The sequence below is a fragment of the Pseudomonas sp. KUIN-1 genome (assembly GCF_009176725.1).
Taxonomy (GTDB): Bacteria; Pseudomonadota; Gammaproteobacteria; order Pseudomonadales; family Pseudomonadaceae; genus Aquipseudomonas; species Aquipseudomonas fragariae.
This window is the reverse complement of sequence record NZ_AP020337.1, coordinates 61469-79745: the sequence shown is the minus strand read 5'-3', so window position 1 is coordinate 79745 and position 18277 is coordinate 61469. Positions and strand designations below refer to the sequence as shown.

At 61.6% G+C, this 18277-nt stretch carries 16 protein-coding genes; 12 read left to right on the top strand and 4 right to left on the bottom strand.

Features of this window, described 5'->3' with window-relative positions:
• Window positions 1–65: 65 nt before the first annotated feature.
• The 3 genes from KUIN1_RS00410 to KUIN1_RS00400 all read left to right on the top strand — a co-directional run bounded on the left by KUIN1_RS00410 (window position 66) and on the right by KUIN1_RS00400 (window position 4441).
• The gene (locus tag KUIN1_RS00410) at window positions 66–1718 is read left to right on the top strand and encodes a Na/Pi cotransporter family protein (protein ID WP_024650569.1); all 1653 of its coding nucleotides are present in this window, start codon (window positions 66–68) and stop codon (window positions 1716–1718) included.
• A gap of 57 nt (window positions 1719–1775) precedes the next feature.
• On the top strand, window positions 1776–3152 hold the full coding sequence (locus tag KUIN1_RS00405; RefSeq protein ID WP_024650570.1) for a M16 family metallopeptidase: 1377 nt from the start codon (window positions 1776–1778) through the stop codon (window positions 3150–3152).
• 95 nt (window positions 3153–3247) lie between these two features.
• A complete protein-coding gene (locus KUIN1_RS00400) occupies window positions 3248–4441 on the top strand; it encodes a DUF5924 family protein (RefSeq protein ID WP_152091762.1) in 1194 nt (397 codons plus the stop codon).
• 4 nt (window positions 4442–4445) lie between these two features.
• Here KUIN1_RS00400 and KUIN1_RS00395 read toward each other — a convergent pair whose 3' ends face one another.
• Both KUIN1_RS00395 and argH read right to left on the bottom strand, forming a co-directional pair.
• A complete protein-coding gene (locus KUIN1_RS00395; protein ID WP_011266161.1) occupies window positions 4446–5687 on the bottom strand; it encodes a nucleoside recognition domain-containing protein in 1242 nt (413 codons plus the stop codon).
• Window positions 5688–6670: 983 nt separating this feature from the next.
• On the bottom strand, window positions 6671–8065 hold the full coding sequence (gene argH / locus KUIN1_RS00360) for an argininosuccinate lyase (protein WP_024651182.1): 1395 nt from the start codon (window positions 8063–8065) through the stop codon (window positions 6671–6673).
• A gap of 134 nt (window positions 8066–8199) precedes the next feature.
• Here argH and KUIN1_RS00355 point away from each other — a divergent pair, with 134 nt between their 5' ends.
• The 8 genes from KUIN1_RS00355 (at window position 8200) to KUIN1_RS00315 (ending at window position 15777) form a co-directional block, all read left to right on the top strand.
• The gene (locus KUIN1_RS00355) at window positions 8200–9282 is read left to right on the top strand and encodes a sensor histidine kinase (protein ID WP_003318424.1); all 1083 of its coding nucleotides are present in this window, start codon (window positions 8200–8202) and stop codon (window positions 9280–9282) included.
• The gene (locus KUIN1_RS00350) at window positions 9279–10025 is read left to right on the top strand and encodes a LytR/AlgR family response regulator transcription factor (protein WP_003401565.1); all 747 of its coding nucleotides are present in this window, start codon (window positions 9279–9281) and stop codon (window positions 10023–10025) included. Before KUIN1_RS00355 ends, KUIN1_RS00350 begins: the two co-directional genes overlap by 4 nt.
• Window positions 10026–10257: 232 nt before the next feature.
• Window positions 10258–11199 carry a hydroxymethylbilane synthase gene (gene hemC / locus KUIN1_RS00345; protein ID WP_003318426.1) on the top strand — a complete coding sequence of 314 codons (942 nt, stop codon included), beginning with the start codon at window positions 10258–10260 and terminating at the stop codon, window positions 11197–11199.
• On the top strand, window positions 11196–11969 hold the full coding sequence (locus KUIN1_RS00340; RefSeq protein ID WP_024651183.1) for a uroporphyrinogen-III synthase: 774 nt from the start codon (window positions 11196–11198) through the stop codon (window positions 11967–11969). The genes hemC and KUIN1_RS00340 overlap by 4 nt, the downstream gene beginning before the upstream one ends.
• Window positions 11970–12022: 53 nt before the next feature.
• Window positions 12023–13144, top strand: coding sequence for a uroporphyrinogen-III C-methyltransferase (locus tag KUIN1_RS00335; protein WP_024641405.1), 1122 nt, complete (start codon window positions 12023–12025; stop codon window positions 13142–13144).
• A complete protein-coding gene (locus KUIN1_RS00330) occupies window positions 13141–14385 on the top strand; it encodes a heme biosynthesis protein HemY (RefSeq protein ID WP_003401559.1) in 1245 nt (414 codons plus the stop codon). Before KUIN1_RS00335 ends, KUIN1_RS00330 begins: the two co-directional genes overlap by 4 nt.
• A gap of 216 nt (window positions 14386–14601) precedes the next feature.
• A complete protein-coding gene (locus tag KUIN1_RS00325; RefSeq protein WP_024651184.1) occupies window positions 14602–15129 on the top strand; it encodes a disulfide bond formation protein B in 528 nt (175 codons plus the stop codon).
• Between the two features lie 174 nt (window positions 15130–15303).
• Window positions 15304–15777, top strand: a complete 474-nt coding sequence (locus KUIN1_RS00315; protein WP_003401557.1) for an Rsd/AlgQ family anti-sigma factor — start codon at window positions 15304–15306, stop codon at window positions 15775–15777.
• A gap of 77 nt (window positions 15778–15854) precedes the next feature.
• On the opposite strand, the gene KUIN1_RS00310 is transcribed toward KUIN1_RS00315, so the two are convergent.
• The gene (locus KUIN1_RS00310; protein ID WP_003401556.1) at window positions 15855–16532 is read right to left on the bottom strand and encodes an FKBP-type peptidyl-prolyl cis-trans isomerase; all 678 of its coding nucleotides are present in this window, start codon (window positions 16530–16532) and stop codon (window positions 15855–15857) included.
• A gap of 216 nt (window positions 16533–16748) precedes the next feature.
• Between KUIN1_RS00310 and KUIN1_RS00300 the strand changes: the two genes are divergently transcribed.
• Window positions 16749–17777 (top strand): AlgP family protein, encoded by a 1029-nt coding sequence (locus KUIN1_RS00300; RefSeq protein WP_024651185.1) that lies wholly within the window; start codon window positions 16749–16751, stop codon window positions 17775–17777.
• Here KUIN1_RS00300 and KUIN1_RS00295 read toward each other — a convergent pair.
• Window positions 17774–18250: a TIGR02444 family protein gene (locus KUIN1_RS00295; RefSeq protein WP_152091761.1), complete on the bottom strand. Its 477-nt coding sequence runs from the start codon at window positions 18248–18250 to the stop codon at window positions 17774–17776. The two genes, KUIN1_RS00300 and KUIN1_RS00295, sit on opposite strands and share 4 nt — an antisense overlap.
• Window positions 18251–18277 lie beyond the last annotated feature (27 nt).

Below are 18277 nucleotides of genomic sequence, written 5' to 3'. Positions count from 1 at the left end.
CGCTCGCTACACGCTGCATCTTTCAATTCATCGCCTGTATGGGCAAACCTCAGGGGGCTTTTCGCATGCTGACCCTGCTCGATTTGCTATCCGCCGTCGCCCTGCTGATCTGGGGCACGCATATCGTGCGCACTGGCATCCTTCGTGTTTACGGTACACAACTTCGTCGTGTGCTCAGCCAGAACATGTCCAAACGACCGCTCGCGTTCATCGCCGGCATTCTGGTGACGGCGCTGGTGCAGAGCAGTAACGCCACCGCCATGCTGGTGACGTCGTTCGTCGGCCAGGGGCTGATGACGCTGACGCCTGCGCTGGTGATCATGCTTGGCGCCGATGTCGGCACCGCCTTGATGTCTCGCGTGCTGACCTTCGATCTGTCATGGCTGTCACCGCTGCTGATTTTCCTTGGCGTGGTGTTCTTCCTGTCGCGTAAGCAGACCCGTGCCGGTCAACTGGGGCGGGTCGGTATCGGCCTGGGCCTGATCGTGCTGGCCTTGCAGCTGATCGTCGAGGCCGCCGCACCGATCACCCAGGCCGCGGGGGTCAAGGTGCTGTTCGCCTCGCTGACCGGCGACCTGCTTCTGGATGCGCTGGTGGGCGCCATGTTCGCGCTGATCTCCTATTCCAGCCTGGCGGCAGTGCTGCTGACGGCGACATTGGCAGGCACCGAAGTCATTGGCTTGCCGGTGGCCATCGGCCTGGTGATCGGGGCTAATATCGGCAGCGGTCTGCTGGCGTTTCTCAGTACCAGCATGCAGAACGTTGCCGGTCGGCAGGTGGCGCTGGGCAGTCTGCTGTACAAGCTGTTCGGCCTGCTGCTGATCTTTCCGGTGCTCGACCCGCTGGTTGCCTGGATCGACACGCTGGGCTTTAGTCCGCAGGAAATGGTGATCGGCTTTCACCTGCTCTACAACACGGTGCGCTGCCTGATCATGCTGCCAACCGTGGCCCCGATGGCGCGGTTGTGCTCGTATCTGCTGCCGCAGCAGAACGAAGTCGGCGGCCTGGCCAAGCCGCGTCATCTGGACCTGACCGCGCTGTCGACGCCCAGCCTTGCGCTGGCCAACGCAGTGCGTGAAACCCTGCGTATGGGCGATCTGATCGAAAGCATGCTCGCCTCGATGCTGGCGGTGCTGCGCGGCACGCAAACCGCAGTGACCCAGGAAGTGCGCCGCCTCAACGACGACGTCGAAGCGCTGTACAGCGCGATCAAGCTGTACCTGGCGCAGATGCCGCGTGAAGACCTCGGCGAGCACGATAACCGGCGCTGGGCCGAGATCATCGAGCTGACCATCAACCTGGAACTGGCCAGCGGCCTGATCGAACGCATGCTGCGCAAGATCCAGCAGCAGAAGACGGCGCATCGCCGGTCGTTCTCTGAAGTCGGTCTTGAAGAACTTGCCGATCTGCAGATTCAATTACAGTCGAACCTGCGTCTGGGCCTCTCGGTGTTCCTCAGCGGCGATCACGAGAGCGCCCGTCAGTTATTGCGCGAAAAGCGTCAGTTCAGGGCCGAGGAGCGACGCCTGGCACACGCCCACGTCAGCCGCCTGCGCAACAAGGTGGTCCAGAGTATCGAAACCAGTTCGCTGCACCTGGAACTGATTGCCGACATGAAGCGTCTGAACTCGCTGTTCTGCAGCAGCGCCTACGTGGTGCTGGAAACCGCTGACACAGGCGCCTTGTCGAGCGAGGTCGAGGCCGACAGATCACTCTGAACGTAAGGGCGCAGGTGAAGTCTGTTAAACATACCGGCCCGCCAGGAAAGCTGTTTTATGCGTTGCCTGCTGTTCGCTTGTCTGCTCCTCGGTTCACTCCCCTCATTCGCCCTTGACCGTCTTCAGGTCGAGGGCTACCTGCTGCCCAATGGTTTGCAAGTCATTCTCAAACCCGGTGACGACAAGGGTCATGTCGCCATCCGCCTGGTGGTGGGTATCGGCTTCGATGATTTCCCGTGCCAGGACAAGGAACTGCCGCATCTGCTGGAACACTTGCTGTTCAGCGGCGTGGATGACAGCGGTGAAGGGGGGCTGGAAGAGCGTATGCAGGCGCTGGGCGGCGAGTGGAACGCCTTCACCAGCAACGCCGACACCACCTTCGTGATCGAAGCGCCTGCGCGCAACCAGCGCAAGGTGCTCGACCTGCTGCTGGAGATCATGACCAAAACCGAGCTGAGCCAGGCGCGGCTGGATGGCGTCAAACGCGTGGTCGAGCGCGAAGATGGCGGGCACTTTTCCCACTTGCAGCGCCTGCTTGACCGACGAGATTCCGGGCGCAGCGCCAGCAGCCAGTTGGCGGTGGAGCTGGGCCTCAAATGCGCCGAACGCCCCGAGGTGGACGGCATCAAGCTGGAGCACATCGAAGACGTCTTCGCCAACTGGTACGCCCCCAACAACATGACGCTGATTGTGGTGGGTGATCTGGACAAGCTGCTGCCAGCCTATCTGGAGCGCACCTACGGCAAGCTCGCCCCCACTGACCCGATCGACCACCCACCACTGGCGCAAGGCAACGGCTCGGCCGAACCGCGCCGCGAGCTCGAGCGCGGCGGGCTGGGCGAGAGTGCCAAGCTGCACCTGATCTACCCCGAGCCGCAGCTCGACGACCAGCACGACGAAACCTGGGATCTGGTCAAAGCCTATCTGGACTGGACGCTCTACACTGAGCTGCGCCTGAAACACAGTCTGTCCTACGGGCCTTCTGCAGAGCGCGAAGTGTTTGGCGATGTCGGGTTTCTGAGCCTGAACGCCGATGTCGAGCGTGACGATGTCGATGAGGCCGAGCGCGACATACGCGGCCTGGTCGAGCGCCTGCAAAAAGAAGGCATGCAGCCCGCTACGTTTGCGCGTCTGCAACAGCTCGCCATTGATCGGCAGTCATGGGCCACACAAGGCAATAGCGCGCTGGCGGACTACTATTGGAGCGCGCTCAACGATTATGAAAACGGGCGTTTCGAGGATCCCGCCAAGCGAATCAAGGCGGTGAAGCTGGAGACGGCCAATCAGGCGCTGCGCCAATTGCTAGCCCAGCCGGGTTACATGCGCATTGAAAAGCCGCTGTTCAGTTATGACGGCCTGTATTGGCTGATTGGCGGGGTACTGGGTTTCATCGCACTGCTGGCCTTGTGGCGCTGGCGTGTACGCAGCACATAGAATCCTGACGCCGAACTGCACCCGTGGTGCAGGCTCCGCGCTGCGTTTGTTACGCAGCGCGTTTTTTGTATGAACAGAACCGAGTGCCCCCTCCGATGCTTGACGTGAATCGCTATGTGACGCCCGTGCTCAACTTGATGCAGCGCTATCCGGGGCTCATTGCAGCGTTTGGTTTCGTTTCCGGTATCGCCAGTTTCATTCTGGTCGATCGCCAGGCAGGGCTGGCAACCTGGATCGCGGTGGTGATGCTGATCAGCTGGCTGTGGCTGATGGTCGAAAACACCATGGTCGGGTTGCTCAACAAAGCACTGGGCCGCGAGATCCCGCAGGGTTTGCTGCGCTACGGCACGCAGATGATCCACCAGGAGAGCCTGTTCTTCGTGCTGCCGTTCTTTTTCATCACCACCACCTGGAACAGTGGTCAGGCAGTGTTCACTGCGGTGCTCGGCGCCGCCGGGCTGATCTCGATCATCGATCCCCTTTACTACAAGTGGCTGGCGCCCAGGCGCTGGCTGTTCATGACGCTGCACACCCTGACGCTGTTCGCCGCACTGCTGACGGCGCTGCCGATCATCCTGCACCTGACCACCGCCGAGAGTTACAAACTGGCCCTGGGCGTGGCGATGCTGCTGTCGGCGCCCAGCCTGATGTCGAATTTCCCGCTCAACACCTGGCGCAGCGCACTGGCCGTGATCAGCATCATCCTGACCATCGGCGCGGCGGGCTGGTTGCTGCGCTCCTGGGTGCCGCCTGCGACGCTGTGGTTGACCGAAGTGGCGGTGAGCCCGGACTTCGATAACAAAAACCGTACGCCGGGCGACAGTATTTCGCTGATCAGCGCCAGGCAGCTGCGCAACGGCGGCCTGTATGCGTACACCGCCATCAATGCGCCGCGTGGCCTGGACGAGCGTATCTACCATGTGTGGTGGCATGAAGGCGAAGAGATGGACCGCATCGCGCTGGATATCCACGGCGGCCGCAAGGAAGGCTATCGCGCCTGGACGCGCAAGCAGAACTTCCCGGAGGACGTGACAGGACGCTGGCAGGTGAGGGTGCTGACCGAAGACGGCCAGATGATAGGCGTGCTGCGTTTTGTGGTCACTGACGATGATCAACCGGCAGTGAAGCGGCCTACCGGGCGGATAATCAAGCTCAAGCCAGGCGGCGACTCGGCCGACGAGGCCACACCTGAATCAGCCCCTGCAACTAAGCCGAAACAGGAGAAGCAGGAGGCTGCGCCTGCCGAGCCAGCCCCCGCTGAATCTGCGCCTCAGGCTCCGGCGCAGTAATGTTTCAGGAGGCGGTCGCGCCGAAGAACCAGTAGCAGACGAAGATCGCGGCCACGACGCCGGAAAACTCGGCCAGCAGCGCGCAGCCCACAGCATGGCGGGCGCGCTGAATGCCTACGGCGCCGAAGTACACGGCAAGCACGTAGAACGTGGTTTCGGTACTGCCCTGAATCGTGGCAGCGGCCAATGCAGCGAAGCTGTCCACGCCCTGGGTCTGCATGGTTTCGATCAACAGGGCACGGGCGGCGCTGCCCGAGAAGGGTTTGACCATGGCGGTCGGCAGCGCATCGACGAAGCGCGTGTCCAGCCCCAGCCACTGCACCAGATGCCGAATGCCTTCCAGACCGAAGTCCAGCGCGCCGGATGCGCGCAGCACGCCCACGGCACAGAGCATGGCGACCAGATAAGGCAGCAGGCTCTTGGCGACGTCGAAGCCTTCCTTCGCACCTTCGACGAAGGCCTCGTAGACCAGCACCTTGCGTAGCGTGCCGATGATCAGAAACATCATGATCAGGCCGAACAGCGTGAGGTTGCCCAGAATCGACGACAGACCCGCCAGCGCAGCCGCCGACAGTGTGCCGAGAAAGGCCATGAAGGTGCCCAGCAGCAGGGCGCCGGGGATGAGGTAGGCGAGCACCACCGGGTCCCACAGACGCAGACGCTGCATGAACGCGACCGACAGCAGGCCGACGATGGTCGAGACACTGGTGGCCAGCAGGATCGGCAGGAATACCAGGGTCGGGTCAGGCGCACCCTGCTGGGCGCGGTACATGAAAATCGTTACCGGCAGCAGGGTCAGGGATGAGGCGTTGAGCACCAGAAACAGGATCTGCGCGTTACTGGCGGCGGTCTTGCTGGGGTTGAGTTCCTGTAGCGAGCGCATGGCCTTCAGGCCGATCGGCGTGGCGGCGTTGTCGAGCCCCAGGGCATTAGCGGCGAAGTTGAGGGTGATCAGCCCGAGCGCAGGGTGGCCGGGCGGCACCTCCGGCATCAGGCGCAGAAACAGCGGCCCGAGAACCTTGGCCAGCCAGTCGACGATGCCGGCCTTCTCGGCGATGCGCAAAAAGCCCAGCCATAGAGTCAGCGTGCCGAACAGCAGCACCATGACCTCGACCGACAGCTTGGCCATGGCAAAGATACTTTCGACCATCGCGGCAAAAATGCCGGCGTTGCCGCCCACCAGCCACTGCACCAGCGCGGAAATCGTCGCCACGACAAAAAAACCAAGCCACAGGCCATTGAGCATCGGATAAGTCCCCCACAAGAAGCGGGGATGATAGCGGCGGGGTGCGCTGGAGGGAAATCGGCAGGTGCTGAAAGAGTTGTAGGAATGATAGGTGCACGAGAACACGGTCGTTTCGTGACGCTCTGCGGCGCACCTTCAGGACAGGACGCAGAGCGTCCAGAACGGCATTCCCACGCGGAGCATGGGAACGATGAAAACTTGAGATCACTATCGTGCCAATGCTCTGCGTTGGCATGCAGCTCGTGACGCTCTGCGTCAAACATCCTGGCCGCGGCGCACATTCAGGACAGGACGCAGAGCGTCCAGAAGCGCATTCCCACGCGGAGCATGGGAACGATGAAACCTTGAGATCACTATCATGCCAATGCTCCGCGTTGGCATGCAGGTCGTGACGCTCTGCGTCAAACATCCTGGCCGCGGCGCACATTTAGGATAGGACGCAGAGCGTCAAGAAGCGCATTCCCACGGGAGCATGGGAACGATGAAACCTTGAGATCACTATCGTGCCAATGCTCCGCGCTGGCATGCAGGTCGTGACGCGCTGCGTCAAACATCCTGGCCGCGGCGAACATTCAGAATAGGACGCAGAGCGTCCAGAACGGCATTCCCACGCGGAGCATGGGAACGATGAAAACTTGAGATCACTATCGTGCCAATGCTCTGCGTTGGCATGCAGGTCGTGACCCTCTGCGTCAAACATCCTGGCCGCGGCGCACATTCAGAGTAGGACGCAGAGCGTCCAGAACGGCATTCCCACGCGGAGCATGGGAACGATGAAACCTTGAGATAACTATCGTGCCAATGCTCCGCGTTGGCATGCAGGTCGTGACGCTCTGCGTCACATATCCGTGGCGCTACGCACGCTCAGGACAGGACGCAGAGCGTCAAGAAGCGCATTCCCACGCGGAGCATGGGAACGATGAAAACCTTGAGATTTCTATCGTGCCAATGCTCCGCGTCATCAGGGGCTAGGCGGGGTCTGTTCAGCGCCCGGCCAGCAGTTCCTGGCCGCGAACGACGGCGGCGCGGACCTGTTCGGGGGCGGTGCCGCCGATGTGGTTGCGGGCATTCACCGAGCCTTCCAGGGTCAGCACGGCGAAGACGTCCTGTTCGATCTGGTTGCTGAACTGACGCAGCTCTTCCAGGCTCATCTCTGCCAGGTCCTTGCCGGTTTCCACACCGTATTTCACCGCGTGACCGACGATTTCGTGGCAGTCACGGAACGGCAGACCACGGCGGACCAGATAGTCGGCCAGATCGGTGGCGGTCGAGAAGCCGCGCAGCGCCGCTTCACGCATCATCGCGTGCCTGGGCTTGATCGCAGGAATCATGTCGGCGAACGCACGCAACGAATCACGCAGTGTGTCGGCGGCGTCGAACAGCGGTTCCTTGTCTTCCTGGTTGTCCTTGTTGTAAGCCAGCGGCTGGCCTTTCATCAGGGTCAGCAGGCCCATCAAGGCACCGAACACACGGCCGCTCTTGCCGCGAACCAGTTCAGGGACATCGGGGTTTTTCTTTTGCGGCATGATCGAGCTGCCGGTGCAGAAGCGGTCCGGCAGGTCGATGAACTGGAACTGCGCACTGGTCCAGAGCACCAGCTCTTCCGAAAAGCGCGACAGGTGCATCATTGCGATGGATGCAGCCGAGCAGAATTCGATGGCGAAGTCGCGATCCGATACACCGTCCAGCGAATTGCCGCCCACCACCTCGAAGCCCAGCAGTGTGCAGGTCAGCTCGCGGTCGATCGGGTAGGTGGTGCCCGCCAGTGCCGCGCTGCCCAGCGGCATGCGGTTGAGACGCTTGCGGCAGTCGACCAGACGTTCGTAGTCGCGGCTGAGCATTTCGAACCAGGCCAGCATATGGTGACCGAATGTTACCGGCTGGGCCGTCTGCAAGTGGGTGAAACCGGGCATGATGGTTTCAGCTTCACGCTCGGCCTGGCCCAGCAGGCCTTGCTGCAGACGGGTGATTTCGCTGAGGATCAGGTCGATTTCGTCGCGCAGCCACAGACGGATATCGGTGGCGACCTGATCGTTGCGGCTGCGACCGGTGTGCAGTTTCTTGCCGGTGATACCGATGCGGTCGGTCAGGCGTGCTTCAATGTTCATGTGCACGTCTTCCAGATCAACGCGCCAGTCGAACTGGCCAGCCTCGATCTCGGCCTGGATGGTGTTCAGGCCGTCAACGATGGTATCGCGCTCGGCGTCGGTCAGTACGCCCACCTTGGCCAGCATTGTGGCGTGGGCGATGGAGCCCATGATGTCGTGGCGATACAGGCGTTGATCGAAGGTGACGGAGGCGGTGAAACGCGCGACAAACGCGTCGACGGGTTCACTGAAGCGGCCGCCCCAGGACTGGTTGGTCTTGTCGGTGCTCATGGATTCGCTCGTTGCTGACTGGAAAGTGACGTGCCCGATACCTGGCACAAGAACGAACGCGATGATAACAGGGTTGATGCATATTTATCCCCGGACAGCTTGCCGCTGACGAGGCCAGGGCAGAGACTGGAGTCATGCGAATCGAACCTGTGAAACACGACGCCCGGCCCGCGCCCGGCAAAGACTTTTTCCTCCCTGAACTGTGCCTGCCGCAGGCATTGCTGGTGCTCGTCGTGCTGGCGGAGCTGCTGGTGCTGGTTCTGGTGCTGGTGGAACCGATGCGCAGCGGCTTCGACTGGGTACGCCTGGCGTTGATGTCGCTGTTCGTGCAATGGATCGTGCTACTGTCCGCGGCGCTGCTGTGCGGCTTGCGGCCCTGGCTGGCGCGATTGACGCCGGGGCTGGCAGGCATGCTCAGTTGCCTTTTGGTGGTCGGCCTGACGCTGTTGTGCACAGCCGTTACCGATGTCTGTCAGCTTACCGGGCGGATTTCGGTCAGCGGCATGGTCGAGCGTTATCTGCGCTACTCGACGATTGCCCTGATCATGTCGGCCCTGATGCTGCGCTATTTCTATCTGCAGAGTCAGTGGCGCAAGCAGCAACAGGGCGAACTGCGCGCCAGGATCGAATCGCTGCAAGCGCGCATCCGCCCGCATTTCCTCTTCAACACACTCAACAGTATCGCCAGTCTGGTGGCCAGCAACCCGGTCAAGGCCGAGCAGGCGGTGCTGGATCTTTCGGACCTGTTTCGCGCCAGTCTGGCCAAGCCGGGCAGCCTGGTGACATGGGGTGAAGAGCTGGCATTGGCAAAACGATATTTATCGATTGAGCAATATCGTCTTGGCGAGCGTCTACAGTTGGACTGGAGGGTGAGCGCAATTCCCGATGACTTGCCGATCCCCCAGCTAACCTTGCAGCCATTACTTGAAAACGCTTTGATTTATGGCATTGCTCCGCGGGTCGAAGGGGGCGTTGTAACAGTCGAAGCGAACTATGAAGGGGGAGAGTTCATATTGAGCGTCAGCAATCCCTATGAAGAAGTTGCCAATCGGCAGACTTCCAACGGTACTCAGCAAGCTCTGACGAATATAGGCGCACGAATTGCGGCACTTTTTGGCCCGCACGCCAGTCTGAGCGTGGAGCGCCGTGACGGTCGTCACTACACCTGTCTACGCTATCCTTGTGCGAGACTCACGCAGGAAGCCAGAGCTATATGAATGTCCTGATCGTTGATGACGAACCCCTGGCCCGCGAGCGATTGAGCCGCATGGTCAATGAAATCGAGGGTTATCGAGTACTGGAACCCAGCGCGTCCAATGGCGAAGAAGCCTTGGCGCTGATCGAGGCCCACAAACCGGACGTAGTGCTGCTCGATATCCGCATGCCGGGTCTCGATGGCCTCCAGGTCGCAGCGCGGCTGTGCGAGCGGGAAGCACCGCCTGCAGTGGTCTTTTGCACCGCCCATGATGAGTTCGCCCTGGAAGCTTTCCAGGTCAGTGCGGTGGGCTATCTGGTCAAGCCCGTGCGTTCCGAGCACCTTGTCGAAGCGTTGCGCAAAGCCGAGCGGCCGAACCGTGTGCAACTGGCGGCGTTGACCCGCCCGGCTGCCGAAAGCGGATCAGGGCCACGCAGCCATATCAGCGCGCGTACCCGCAAAGGCATCGAGCTGATTCCGCTGGATCAGGTGATCTACTTTATCGCCGATCACAAGTACGTGACCTTGCGCCACGAGGGCGGCGAAGTGCTGCTGGACGAACCGCTCAAGGCGCTGGAAGACGAGTTCGGCGACCGCTTCGTGCGCATTCACCGCAATGCGCTGGTGGCCCGCGAGCGAATAGAACGGTTGCAGCGCACCCCGCTGGGGCATTTCCAGCTGTTCCTCAGAGGCCTCAATGGCGATGCGTTGATCGTCAGCCGCCGCCACGTCGCCGGTGTCCGCAAAATGATGCAGCAGCTCTAGCGCTTCGCCGCTCTGGAGCCTCTGCGCGCGGGCCGATTCATGGAACGGGGGGCAATCCCGGATTCATGTGTTTTTCGGCTGGCCCGCGGGCAGCCTTCCTCATGCGCCCCTCAGGCACTGCCGATTGATTGATCGGCTTGGTGTCTGAAGCAATTCCCAATCGGCGCCGAAGCCGCCCTGACCGGGATTGAGCTGTTATTATCCGTCGCATTCACTCAGTACGGATTGTTCAATGTCCTCTCGCGAAATCCGCATCGCCACTCGCAAAAGCGCGTTGGCACTCTGGCAGGCAGAATACGTCAAGGCCCGCCTGGAACAGGCCCACCCCGGCCTGCTCGTGACGTTGGTGCCCATGGTCAGCCGTGGCGACAAACTGCTCGACTCCCCGCTGTCGAAAATCGGTGGCAAAGGGCTGTTCGTCAAGGAGCTGGAAACCGCGCTTCTGGAAAACAACGCCGACATCGCCGTGCATTCGATGAAAGACGTGCCGATGGATTTTCCACAAGGCCTGGGCCTGTTCTGCATCTGCGAGCGTGAAGACCCGCGCGATGCATTCGTCTCCAACACCTTTGCCAGCCTGGACCAGTTACCGGCGGGCAGCATTGTCGGCACCTCCAGCCTGCGCCGTCAGGCCCAATTGCTGGCGCGTCGACCCGACCTGCAGATCCGTTTCCTGCGCGGCAACGTCAATACCCGTCTGGCCAAGCTCGATGCCGGTGAGTACGACGCCATCATCCTCGCCGCCGCCGGCCTGATCCGCCTGGGTTTCGAAGACCGCATCACCTCGGCGATCAGCGTCGATGACAGCCTGCCAGCCGGTGGCCAGGGCGCGGTGGGTATCGAATGCCGTAGCGTCGACGCCGAAATTCATGCGCTGCTTGCCCCTCTGCACCACGAAGACACCGCCGTGCGCGTGATTGCCGAGCGTTCGCTGAACAAGCACCTCAACGGGGGCTGTCAGGTACCGATCGCCTGCTACGCCGTACTGGAAGGCGATGACGTCTGGTTGCGCGGCCTGGTGGGTGATCCGTCCGGCAGCGTGTTGCTGCACGCGGATGCCCGGGCACCCCAGACATCCGCCCAGGCACTGGGTGTGCAGGTGGCCGAAGCGCTGCTGGAGCAGGGTGCCGCCGACATTCTGAAAGCGGTCTATGGCGAGGCCAATAACGAATGAATGGCTGGCGTCTGCTGCTGACCCGCCCGGCCGAAGAGTCGGCAGCGCTGGCCAGGGTGCTGGCCGAGGCCGGTATCTTCAGCAGCAGCCTGCCCCTGCTTGAAACCGAGCCGTTGCCCTTGACGCCTGCACAGCGTTCGATCATTTTCGAGCTGCTCAATTATTGTGCAGTGATCGTGGTCAGCAAGCCGGCCGCGCGACTGGCCATCGAACTGATCGACGAAGTATGGCCGCAACCGCCCCTGCAACCCTGGTTCAGTGTGGGTTCAGCAACCGGGCAGATACTGGTCGATTACGGGCTCGATGCGAGCTGGCCGGAGCAGGGCGACGACAGCGAAGCCTTGCTTGAACTGCCGCGCCTCAAACAGGCGATTGCCGTACCGGGAAGCCGTGTGTTGATCATGCGCGGTGACGAGGGACGCGAACTGTTGGCCGAGCAACTGCGCGGGCTGGGGGTGGGCGTTGATTACCTGCCGCTGTATCGTCGCTACCTGCCGCAGCATGCGCCCGGCGCCCTGGCGCAACGTGTCGCGGTGGAACGCTTGAACGGGCTGGTGGTCAGCAGTGGGCAGGGTTTTGAACATTTGCTTCAGTTGGCGGGGGATTCATGGCCGGACCTGGCCGATCTGCCGCTGTTTGTACCGAGCCCCCGGGTTGCCAGCATTGCGCGGGCAGCCGGAGCACGGACCGTTATTGATTGTCGTGGCGCCAGCGCCGCGGCATTGCTGGCAGCGTTGCGGGAACAACCTCAGCCTGCCGTCAAGGCGTAATGATCGACACCTGTCGTTTACGCTATTACGCCAAAATGCAAAGGATGGGATACGTGAGCGAAACAGCCTTGCCTAAAGACGAAGAATCGGTGTTGAAAACGCCTGCATCCAAGCCTGAGCCAGTCCGCACCGAGCGCACCGGCAGCCGCAACAGTGGTCTGGTATTCCTGGCCTTGCTGCTGGCAATTGCCGGTATCGCCGTCGCCGGCTGGGGAGTCTGGCAACTGCGCATGTTGCAGGCCGGGCACCAGCAACAGCGCGGACAGGTCGAGGACATCGCCGAACAGACCCTGGTGCTGGCGCAGAATGACCAGCAACTGAGCGCACGTATCGCGCAATTCCCGCCCGCCAATCAGCTGGAAGACAGCCGCCGTCTGGTCGCGCAATTGCAAGGCGATCAGCAGCGCCTCAGCCAGCGACTCGAAACCGTGCTGGGGGCGAGCCGCAAGGACTGGCGTCTGGCCGAGGCCGAACATCTGCTGCGTCTGGCCAGCCTGCGCCTTTCAGCGCTGCAGGACATCAACAGTGCGCAGGCGCTGGTTCAGGGTGCCGACGAAATTCTGCGTGAGCAGGATGATCCAGGCTCCTTCGCTGCCCGCGAGCAACTGGCCAAGAGCCTTGCCGCCCTGCGCAGCGTCGAGCAGCCGGACCGCACCGGGCTGTTTCTGCAACTGGCTGCCTTGCGTGAGCAGGCTGTACAGCTCAACAAGCTGGCTCCCGAATACGCAGACAAGGGCGAGTCGCTTATGGGGCTGACCGCTGACAAGACCGAAACCAGCCGGTGGTCGCAGTGGTGGGACGAGATCTCCCATTACTTCCGTATCGATTTCAACGCCGACAAGGACATCCGCCCGGTACTCGCCGGCCAGAGCCTTTCGCAGGTGCGTCTGGCCCTGAGCCTGGCGCTGGAGCAGGCGCAGTGGGCAGCGCTTAACGGCGAGCCCGAGGTTTATTCCAAGGCCATCACCGAAGCGCAGAGCGTTCTGAAAGCCAACTTCGATCAGGACGACCCACAGGGCAAGGCGCTCGGCCAAGGGCTTGATGCCGTTGCCAGCCAGCCGGTATCGGTGAAGACACCGGATCTGGCACCAACCCTGAGCGCCGTGCAGGCCTACCTTGAACGCCGTCACGCTGCCGGCCAGCCAGCCGAGGCGCAACAGGGGACCAGCCGATGAAGCGCTTCTATGTGCTGTTATTCATCGCGATCGCCGCTGCGGCGCTGATCGGGGTCGCCATCGCCGAGCATTCCGGCTATGTCCTGATCGCCTATCAGAACTTCCGCTATGAATCGAGTCTGTGGGCAACCCTGGCGTTGCTGGTCGTTGCGTTACTGGTGATCGCACTGCTGAGGCTGCTGATCACCCTGCTGACGACCTCAGGCCGCGTGGTCAACCCATGGTCGCGCCGCAACCGCCGTCGTCGCGTGCAAATAGCTATCGAGCAAGGCCAGATGGACCTTGCCGAGGGACGCTGGTCCAGCGCCCAACGTCATCTGCAACGCGCCGCCGAAGCCGATACGCATCCGCTGCTCTACTACATCGGCGCTGCACGTGCTGCCAACGAGCAGGGCCGTTACGAAGACTGCGACGCCTTGCTGGAACGCGCGCTCGAGCGTCAGCCACAAGCCGAGCTGGCGATTGCCCTGAATCACGCTCAACTGCAGCAGGACCGTGGCGACACCGAAGGTGCGCTGACCACACTGCTGGCCATGAAAGAGCGTCATCCGCACAACCCTCAGGTGCTTCGTCAACTGCAACGCCTGTATCAGCAACGTGGTGACTGGTCCGATGTGGTCCGTCTGATGCCGGAGCTGCGCAAGGACAAGGTCCTGCCAGCCAAGGAACTGGCCGAGCTGGAACGCCGCGCCTGGGGCGAAAACCTTAGCCTGGCGGCGTACCGCGAAGGCATCGAAGGCGCACCGACCGGTCTGCCTTCACTGGAAAGCGCCTGGCAGGGGCTGGGTTCTGCGCAACGTCAGGAGCCGCAACTGGTGCTGGCGTATGCCGATCAATTGCGCCGTCTGGGTGCCGAAGCCCAGGCAGAAGAAGTGCTTCGTAGCGCCCTCAAGCGCGAGTACAACAGCCATCTGGCGCGTCTGTATGGACTGGTTCGCGGCAACGACCCGTTGAAGCAGCTGCAAACGGCGGAGGGCTGGCTCAAGCAGCATCCTGCTGATCCAAGCCTGTTGCTGAGCCTGGGACGTATCTGTCTGCAAGGCCGCCTGTGGGGCAAGGCGCGGGATTATCTGGAGAGCAGTCTGCGCCTGGAACGCAATCCCGAAACCTGCGCCGAGCTGGCTCGCCTGCTCGGCCAACTGGGTGAGACGGATCGCAGCAATCAGCTGTTTCAGGAGGGTCTGGGTCTGCTCGACGAACGCCTCCTGTCGCGCCCCTTGCCGGTGCTGACCAAGGCCTGAATCCGCCGGAGAGTCCTCTGTGAGGGCTCTCCGTGCTGCCTCACCAGCCCGTCAAGATCAATGCGTGAGAATCGTCCTACATCCATGTGTAAAAGAACCACGCAGCGGCGTGTTCTTTTTCCTCAGTAAACAGCGACGCATCCGTACGCCGCCACCTTGAATGCGCCGCACCCTTTCCTCTACCGTAATCGTCTCGTCCTTTGTTACGGATTTGCCATGTATCTGGCTCGCACACGCTTCCTGTTCTTCCTGGCATCGCTGGCCTGTGCATCAATCATTGGCGTCGCCTTTTACCTGCAGCAAGCCGCAGGTCTCGACCCTTGCACTCTGTGCATGGTGCAGCGAGCTGCATTCATCGCCTGTGGGGTGCTGGCGCTCTGTGCTGCCTGCCACGCGCCAGGCCCGACCGGCACGCGCCGCTACAGCCTGGGGCTTCTGCTGGTCGCCCTGGCAGGGCTTGCTGGCGCAGGCACACAGGTGTGGCTGCAAACCGCTTCGGCCGATCAATTGATACCGTTCATTACCAGACTGGAGCAAATATTGAGCCTGCTCTCCCTGGATATGTGCATCGACCGGCTGCGAAGCGACGCGCTGTTTTGCGCCGAAATCACCTGGACCCTGTTCGGTATCAGCCTGCCAGAGTGGAGTCTGCTGGCATTTACAGGCCTGGCGCTGCTGCCGCTGTATCCTCTTTTCAGCGAATTGAGCCACTGGCTGGCGACCAGAGATCGGGGCGGCTATTAAACGCTTGTATGAACTTTATCTCCTGCGTACCTTGATGGCCTTGTCGAGCGGGCATAATCTGGGCCGCACGCGTCACTGGAAATATGCTGTCCTGACGCATTTATCAGGTCAGGTCCCGGCCAACTACCAGGACCGGCCCAGGACTGCATGCCCCTGAAGGGAAGAGAGAAGACCATGCTGGAAAGTTGTCAGAATGCTCAGGAACGCTGGGGCGGGGTGAACAAGCTGATTGATCGCTGGCTTCAAAGCCGTCTCAAACTGGTCGAAGCCTACGATGCACTGGGCGACACGCCCGCAGCGCTGGCAGCCGACCGCGAAGGCTTGCAGAACTTTTGCGGCATTCTTGTGGATTACGTCTCCGCCGGGCACTTCGAGGTTTACGAACAACTGGGTGATGAAGCGCGAGCGTTCAACGATAAACGTGGGCTCGAACTGGCAGACACGATCTATCCGCGTCTGGACTTCATTACCAAGTTTGCGCTGACGTTCAATGATCGCTGCGACAAGGGCGACTGCTCGGATGCGACGGCGGTGGCCCGGGAGTTCAACCAGCTGGGGCAATTGCTGCACGAGCGTTTCGAGCTGGAAGACTGCTTGATTGAAGTCCTGCATAACTCGCACAAGGAAGAGATCGCCGCTCAGGTGTGACCTGGTTGATGCAAGTGCTACACGCCAAGGGTGCTTATTGCACCCTTTCGCATTTCTGAACGCCGGTCTCCGTCCGCTTACTGTGAAACCGCAACCAGTTCGATTTCAAATACCAGCGGGGTAAACGGATCGATCAGATCGCCAGCGCCCTCGGCACCATAGGCCTGATCCGAAGGGATCACCAGCCGCCACTTCGCGCCGGTCGGCATGTTCTGCAAGGCGCTGGTCCAGCCGCTGATCACGCTGTCGAGCCGGAACCACTGGGGCTGGGTGCTCTGATCGAAGATGGTGCCGTCCGGCAAGCGACCGACATAACGCACTTCAACCCGGCCATCGGCACTGGGCTTGGGGCCGGTGCCAGGAGTCAGCTCGGTCATGAGAATCCCGTCAGCCAGCACCTTCACACCCGGCTTGGCCTTCTCGCTGTCCATGAACGTGCGCTCGGCCTTGAGGGCCGCCTCGGTCGGCGCATCCGTACCGGCAGTCTCGGCCTGGGCGATAGCGGCGTCATGCTCGCGCAGGATCTGGTCGATGCGGTCCTGCTTGAGCGCCAGCGGCTTGCCCTGATAAGCCTGCTTCAAGCCTTCTACCAGCGCCTTGAGGTCCAGGTCAGGGACTTCCTGATGCAACCGCTCGCCAAGGCTTGCGCCCAGGCTGTAGGCGAGATCGTGGCCGTCGCTGGACGCAGGCGGCGCCTCGGCGGCCTGAGCCAGGGGTAGCAAGAGGAACAACGACGTTAACAGGTAGCGCGACATTAATGCTCTCCGGCCTGGGAAGGCAGCGATTATGCCAGCGCCAGCGCGAGTAGTGACGAGTCTTGTGATGTGAATTTCACAATGCCTTTGCATCGTGCCGAGCAATCATTTCTCTGAGTATGCAACAGCGCCCCATGGATGCTGTCAAGATGCCCTAGCGGCGATGCGCGCAGAAGCCTAGTATGAGCCGCAATTTCGTCACCCAGGAGGTAAGTCATGTCGGCCAAAAAGAAGCCAGTAAATACTCCGTTGCATTTGCTCCAACAATTATCGGGCAGCTTGCTTGAACATCTGGAAGACGCCTGCTCCCAAGCCTTGGCTGATGCCGAGAAACTGCTCGCCAAGCTTGAGAAACAGCGCGGCAAGGCGCAGGAAAAACTGCACAACTCCCGCATCAAGTTGCAGGATGCTGCCACCGCCGGAAAATCCAAGGCGCAGGCCAAGGCCAAAGGCGCCGTGTCCGAGCTGGAAGAGTTGCTGGACGCTCTCAAGGATCGTCAGACCGAAACCCGCACTTACATCCTGCACCTCAAGCGTGATGCCCAGGAAAGCCTGAAACTGGCTCAGGGTATTGGTCGTGTGAAAGAGGCGGTCGGCAAGATCCTGACCACTCGCGATGCCAAGCCTGTCGCACCGAAAGCGGTCGCCAAGACACCTGCTGCCAAAGCCCCGGCAAAAACCGCAGCGAAAGCGCCGGTTAAAACAGCCGCCGCCAAGCCAGTCGCCAAGGCCGCCGCCAAGCCTTCCGCAGCTGCCAAGCCAGCCGCAAAAACTGCTGTTGCCAAGGCCCCGGTAAAAGCCGCTGCCAAACCGGCCCCCCGGGCGACTGCAGCAGCCAAGCCTGTCGCAGCCAAGACAACGGCCGCCAAGCCTGCTGCAGCCAGGACAACTGCTGCTAAACCGGCCGCGGCCAAGCCTGCTGCCACCAAGGCGCCGGTTGCCAAGACCACCGCCAGCAGCGCTGCCAAACCAGCAGCAGCAAAAGCGGCGGCCGCCAAACCTGCGGCGAAAGCGCCTGTGAAAGCGCCCGTCAAGGCTCCGGCCAAAGCACCTGCCAAGGCACCTGTGAAAGCAGCAGCCAAGCCTGTCGCCAAACCTGCGGCCAAGCCTGCCGTGAAGCCAGCCGCCGCCAAACCGGCCACGCCAGCGCCTGCTGCAGCCAAGCCGACAACGCCTGCACCTGCCGCGCCCGCCGCCGCACCGGCAACACCTGCCAACGGCGCAACGCCAACCAGCGCTTCCTAAGTCTGGTCGACGGCAAGTCCAACCGCGATGCGCAGCACATGCAGCGCATCGCGGTTTTTTTCTGCGTCCCCTTCGGCAAGTTCGAGCAGCCACTCCTCTGCATTCCTCGCCTCACCCGCCGGCCAGTCCCCGGTCAGTGCCTCAAGCTTCATCATCAGACCCTGTTCGGCCTCCAGTTCCAGCGCCTTGACCTTCATTCGCAATGCACTGAGCTGTGCGTCTTCAAGCGCCGCATGGCGCCATTGGTTACGCAAATCCCGCAACGGACGCACCACATCGTCATGCCAGGGTGTCGCCAACTGCTTTATTTGCGCTACTCGCTGAGCATCGCACTCCACGTCGCGCGTGCCCAGCCACACCCCGCAAAGCACCATGCACACGTTGGCCCCGTTGGCTTGCAGCGTCAGACAAGCCTGCTCCACACCCGGTCGGGCGTAGAAATCGAGGGTGAAACTCCAGAGCGCTGGAGGCATAGTGATCCACCTGTTCAGGACGAAGCT

Bases quoted from the DNA above. Each gene is read 5' to 3' on its own strand.
- KUIN1_RS00410 (WP_024650569.1), top strand. From the start codon at position 66: ATGCTGACCCTGCTCGATTTGCTATCCGCCGTCGCCCTGCTGATCTGG.
- KUIN1_RS00405 (WP_024650570.1), top strand. From the start codon at position 1,776: ATGCGTTGCCTGCTGTTCGCTTGTCTGCTCCTCGGTTCACTCCCCTCA.
- KUIN1_RS00400 (WP_152091762.1), top strand. From the start codon at position 3,248: ATGCTTGACGTGAATCGCTATGTGACGCCCGTGCTCAACTTGATGCAG.
- KUIN1_RS00395 (WP_011266161.1), bottom strand. From the start codon at position 5,687: ATGCTCAATGGCCTGTGGCTTGGTTTTTTTGTCGTGGCGACGATTTCC.
- argH (WP_024651182.1), bottom strand. From the start codon at position 8,065: ATGAGCACCGACAAGACCAACCAGTCCTGGGGCGGCCGCTTCAGTGAA.
- KUIN1_RS00355 (WP_003318424.1), top strand. From the start codon at position 8,200: ATGCGAATCGAACCTGTGAAACACGACGCCCGGCCCGCGCCCGGCAAA.
- KUIN1_RS00350 (WP_003401565.1), top strand. From the start codon at position 9,279: ATGAATGTCCTGATCGTTGATGACGAACCCCTGGCCCGCGAGCGATTG.
- hemC (WP_003318426.1), top strand. From the start codon at position 10,258: ATGTCCTCTCGCGAAATCCGCATCGCCACTCGCAAAAGCGCGTTGGCA.
- KUIN1_RS00340 (WP_024651183.1), top strand. From the start codon at position 11,196: ATGAATGGCTGGCGTCTGCTGCTGACCCGCCCGGCCGAAGAGTCGGCA.
- KUIN1_RS00330 (WP_003401559.1), top strand. From the start codon at position 13,141: ATGAAGCGCTTCTATGTGCTGTTATTCATCGCGATCGCCGCTGCGGCG.
- KUIN1_RS00325 (WP_024651184.1), top strand. From the start codon at position 14,602: ATGTATCTGGCTCGCACACGCTTCCTGTTCTTCCTGGCATCGCTGGCC.
- KUIN1_RS00315 (WP_003401557.1), top strand. From the start codon at position 15,304: ATGCTGGAAAGTTGTCAGAATGCTCAGGAACGCTGGGGCGGGGTGAAC.
- KUIN1_RS00310 (WP_003401556.1), bottom strand. From the start codon at position 16,532: ATGTCGCGCTACCTGTTAACGTCGTTGTTCCTCTTGCTACCCCTGGCT.
- KUIN1_RS00300 (WP_024651185.1), top strand. From the start codon at position 16,749: ATGTCGGCCAAAAAGAAGCCAGTAAATACTCCGTTGCATTTGCTCCAA.
- KUIN1_RS00295 (WP_152091761.1), bottom strand. From the start codon at position 18,250: ATGCCTCCAGCGCTCTGGAGTTTCACCCTCGATTTCTACGCCCGACCG.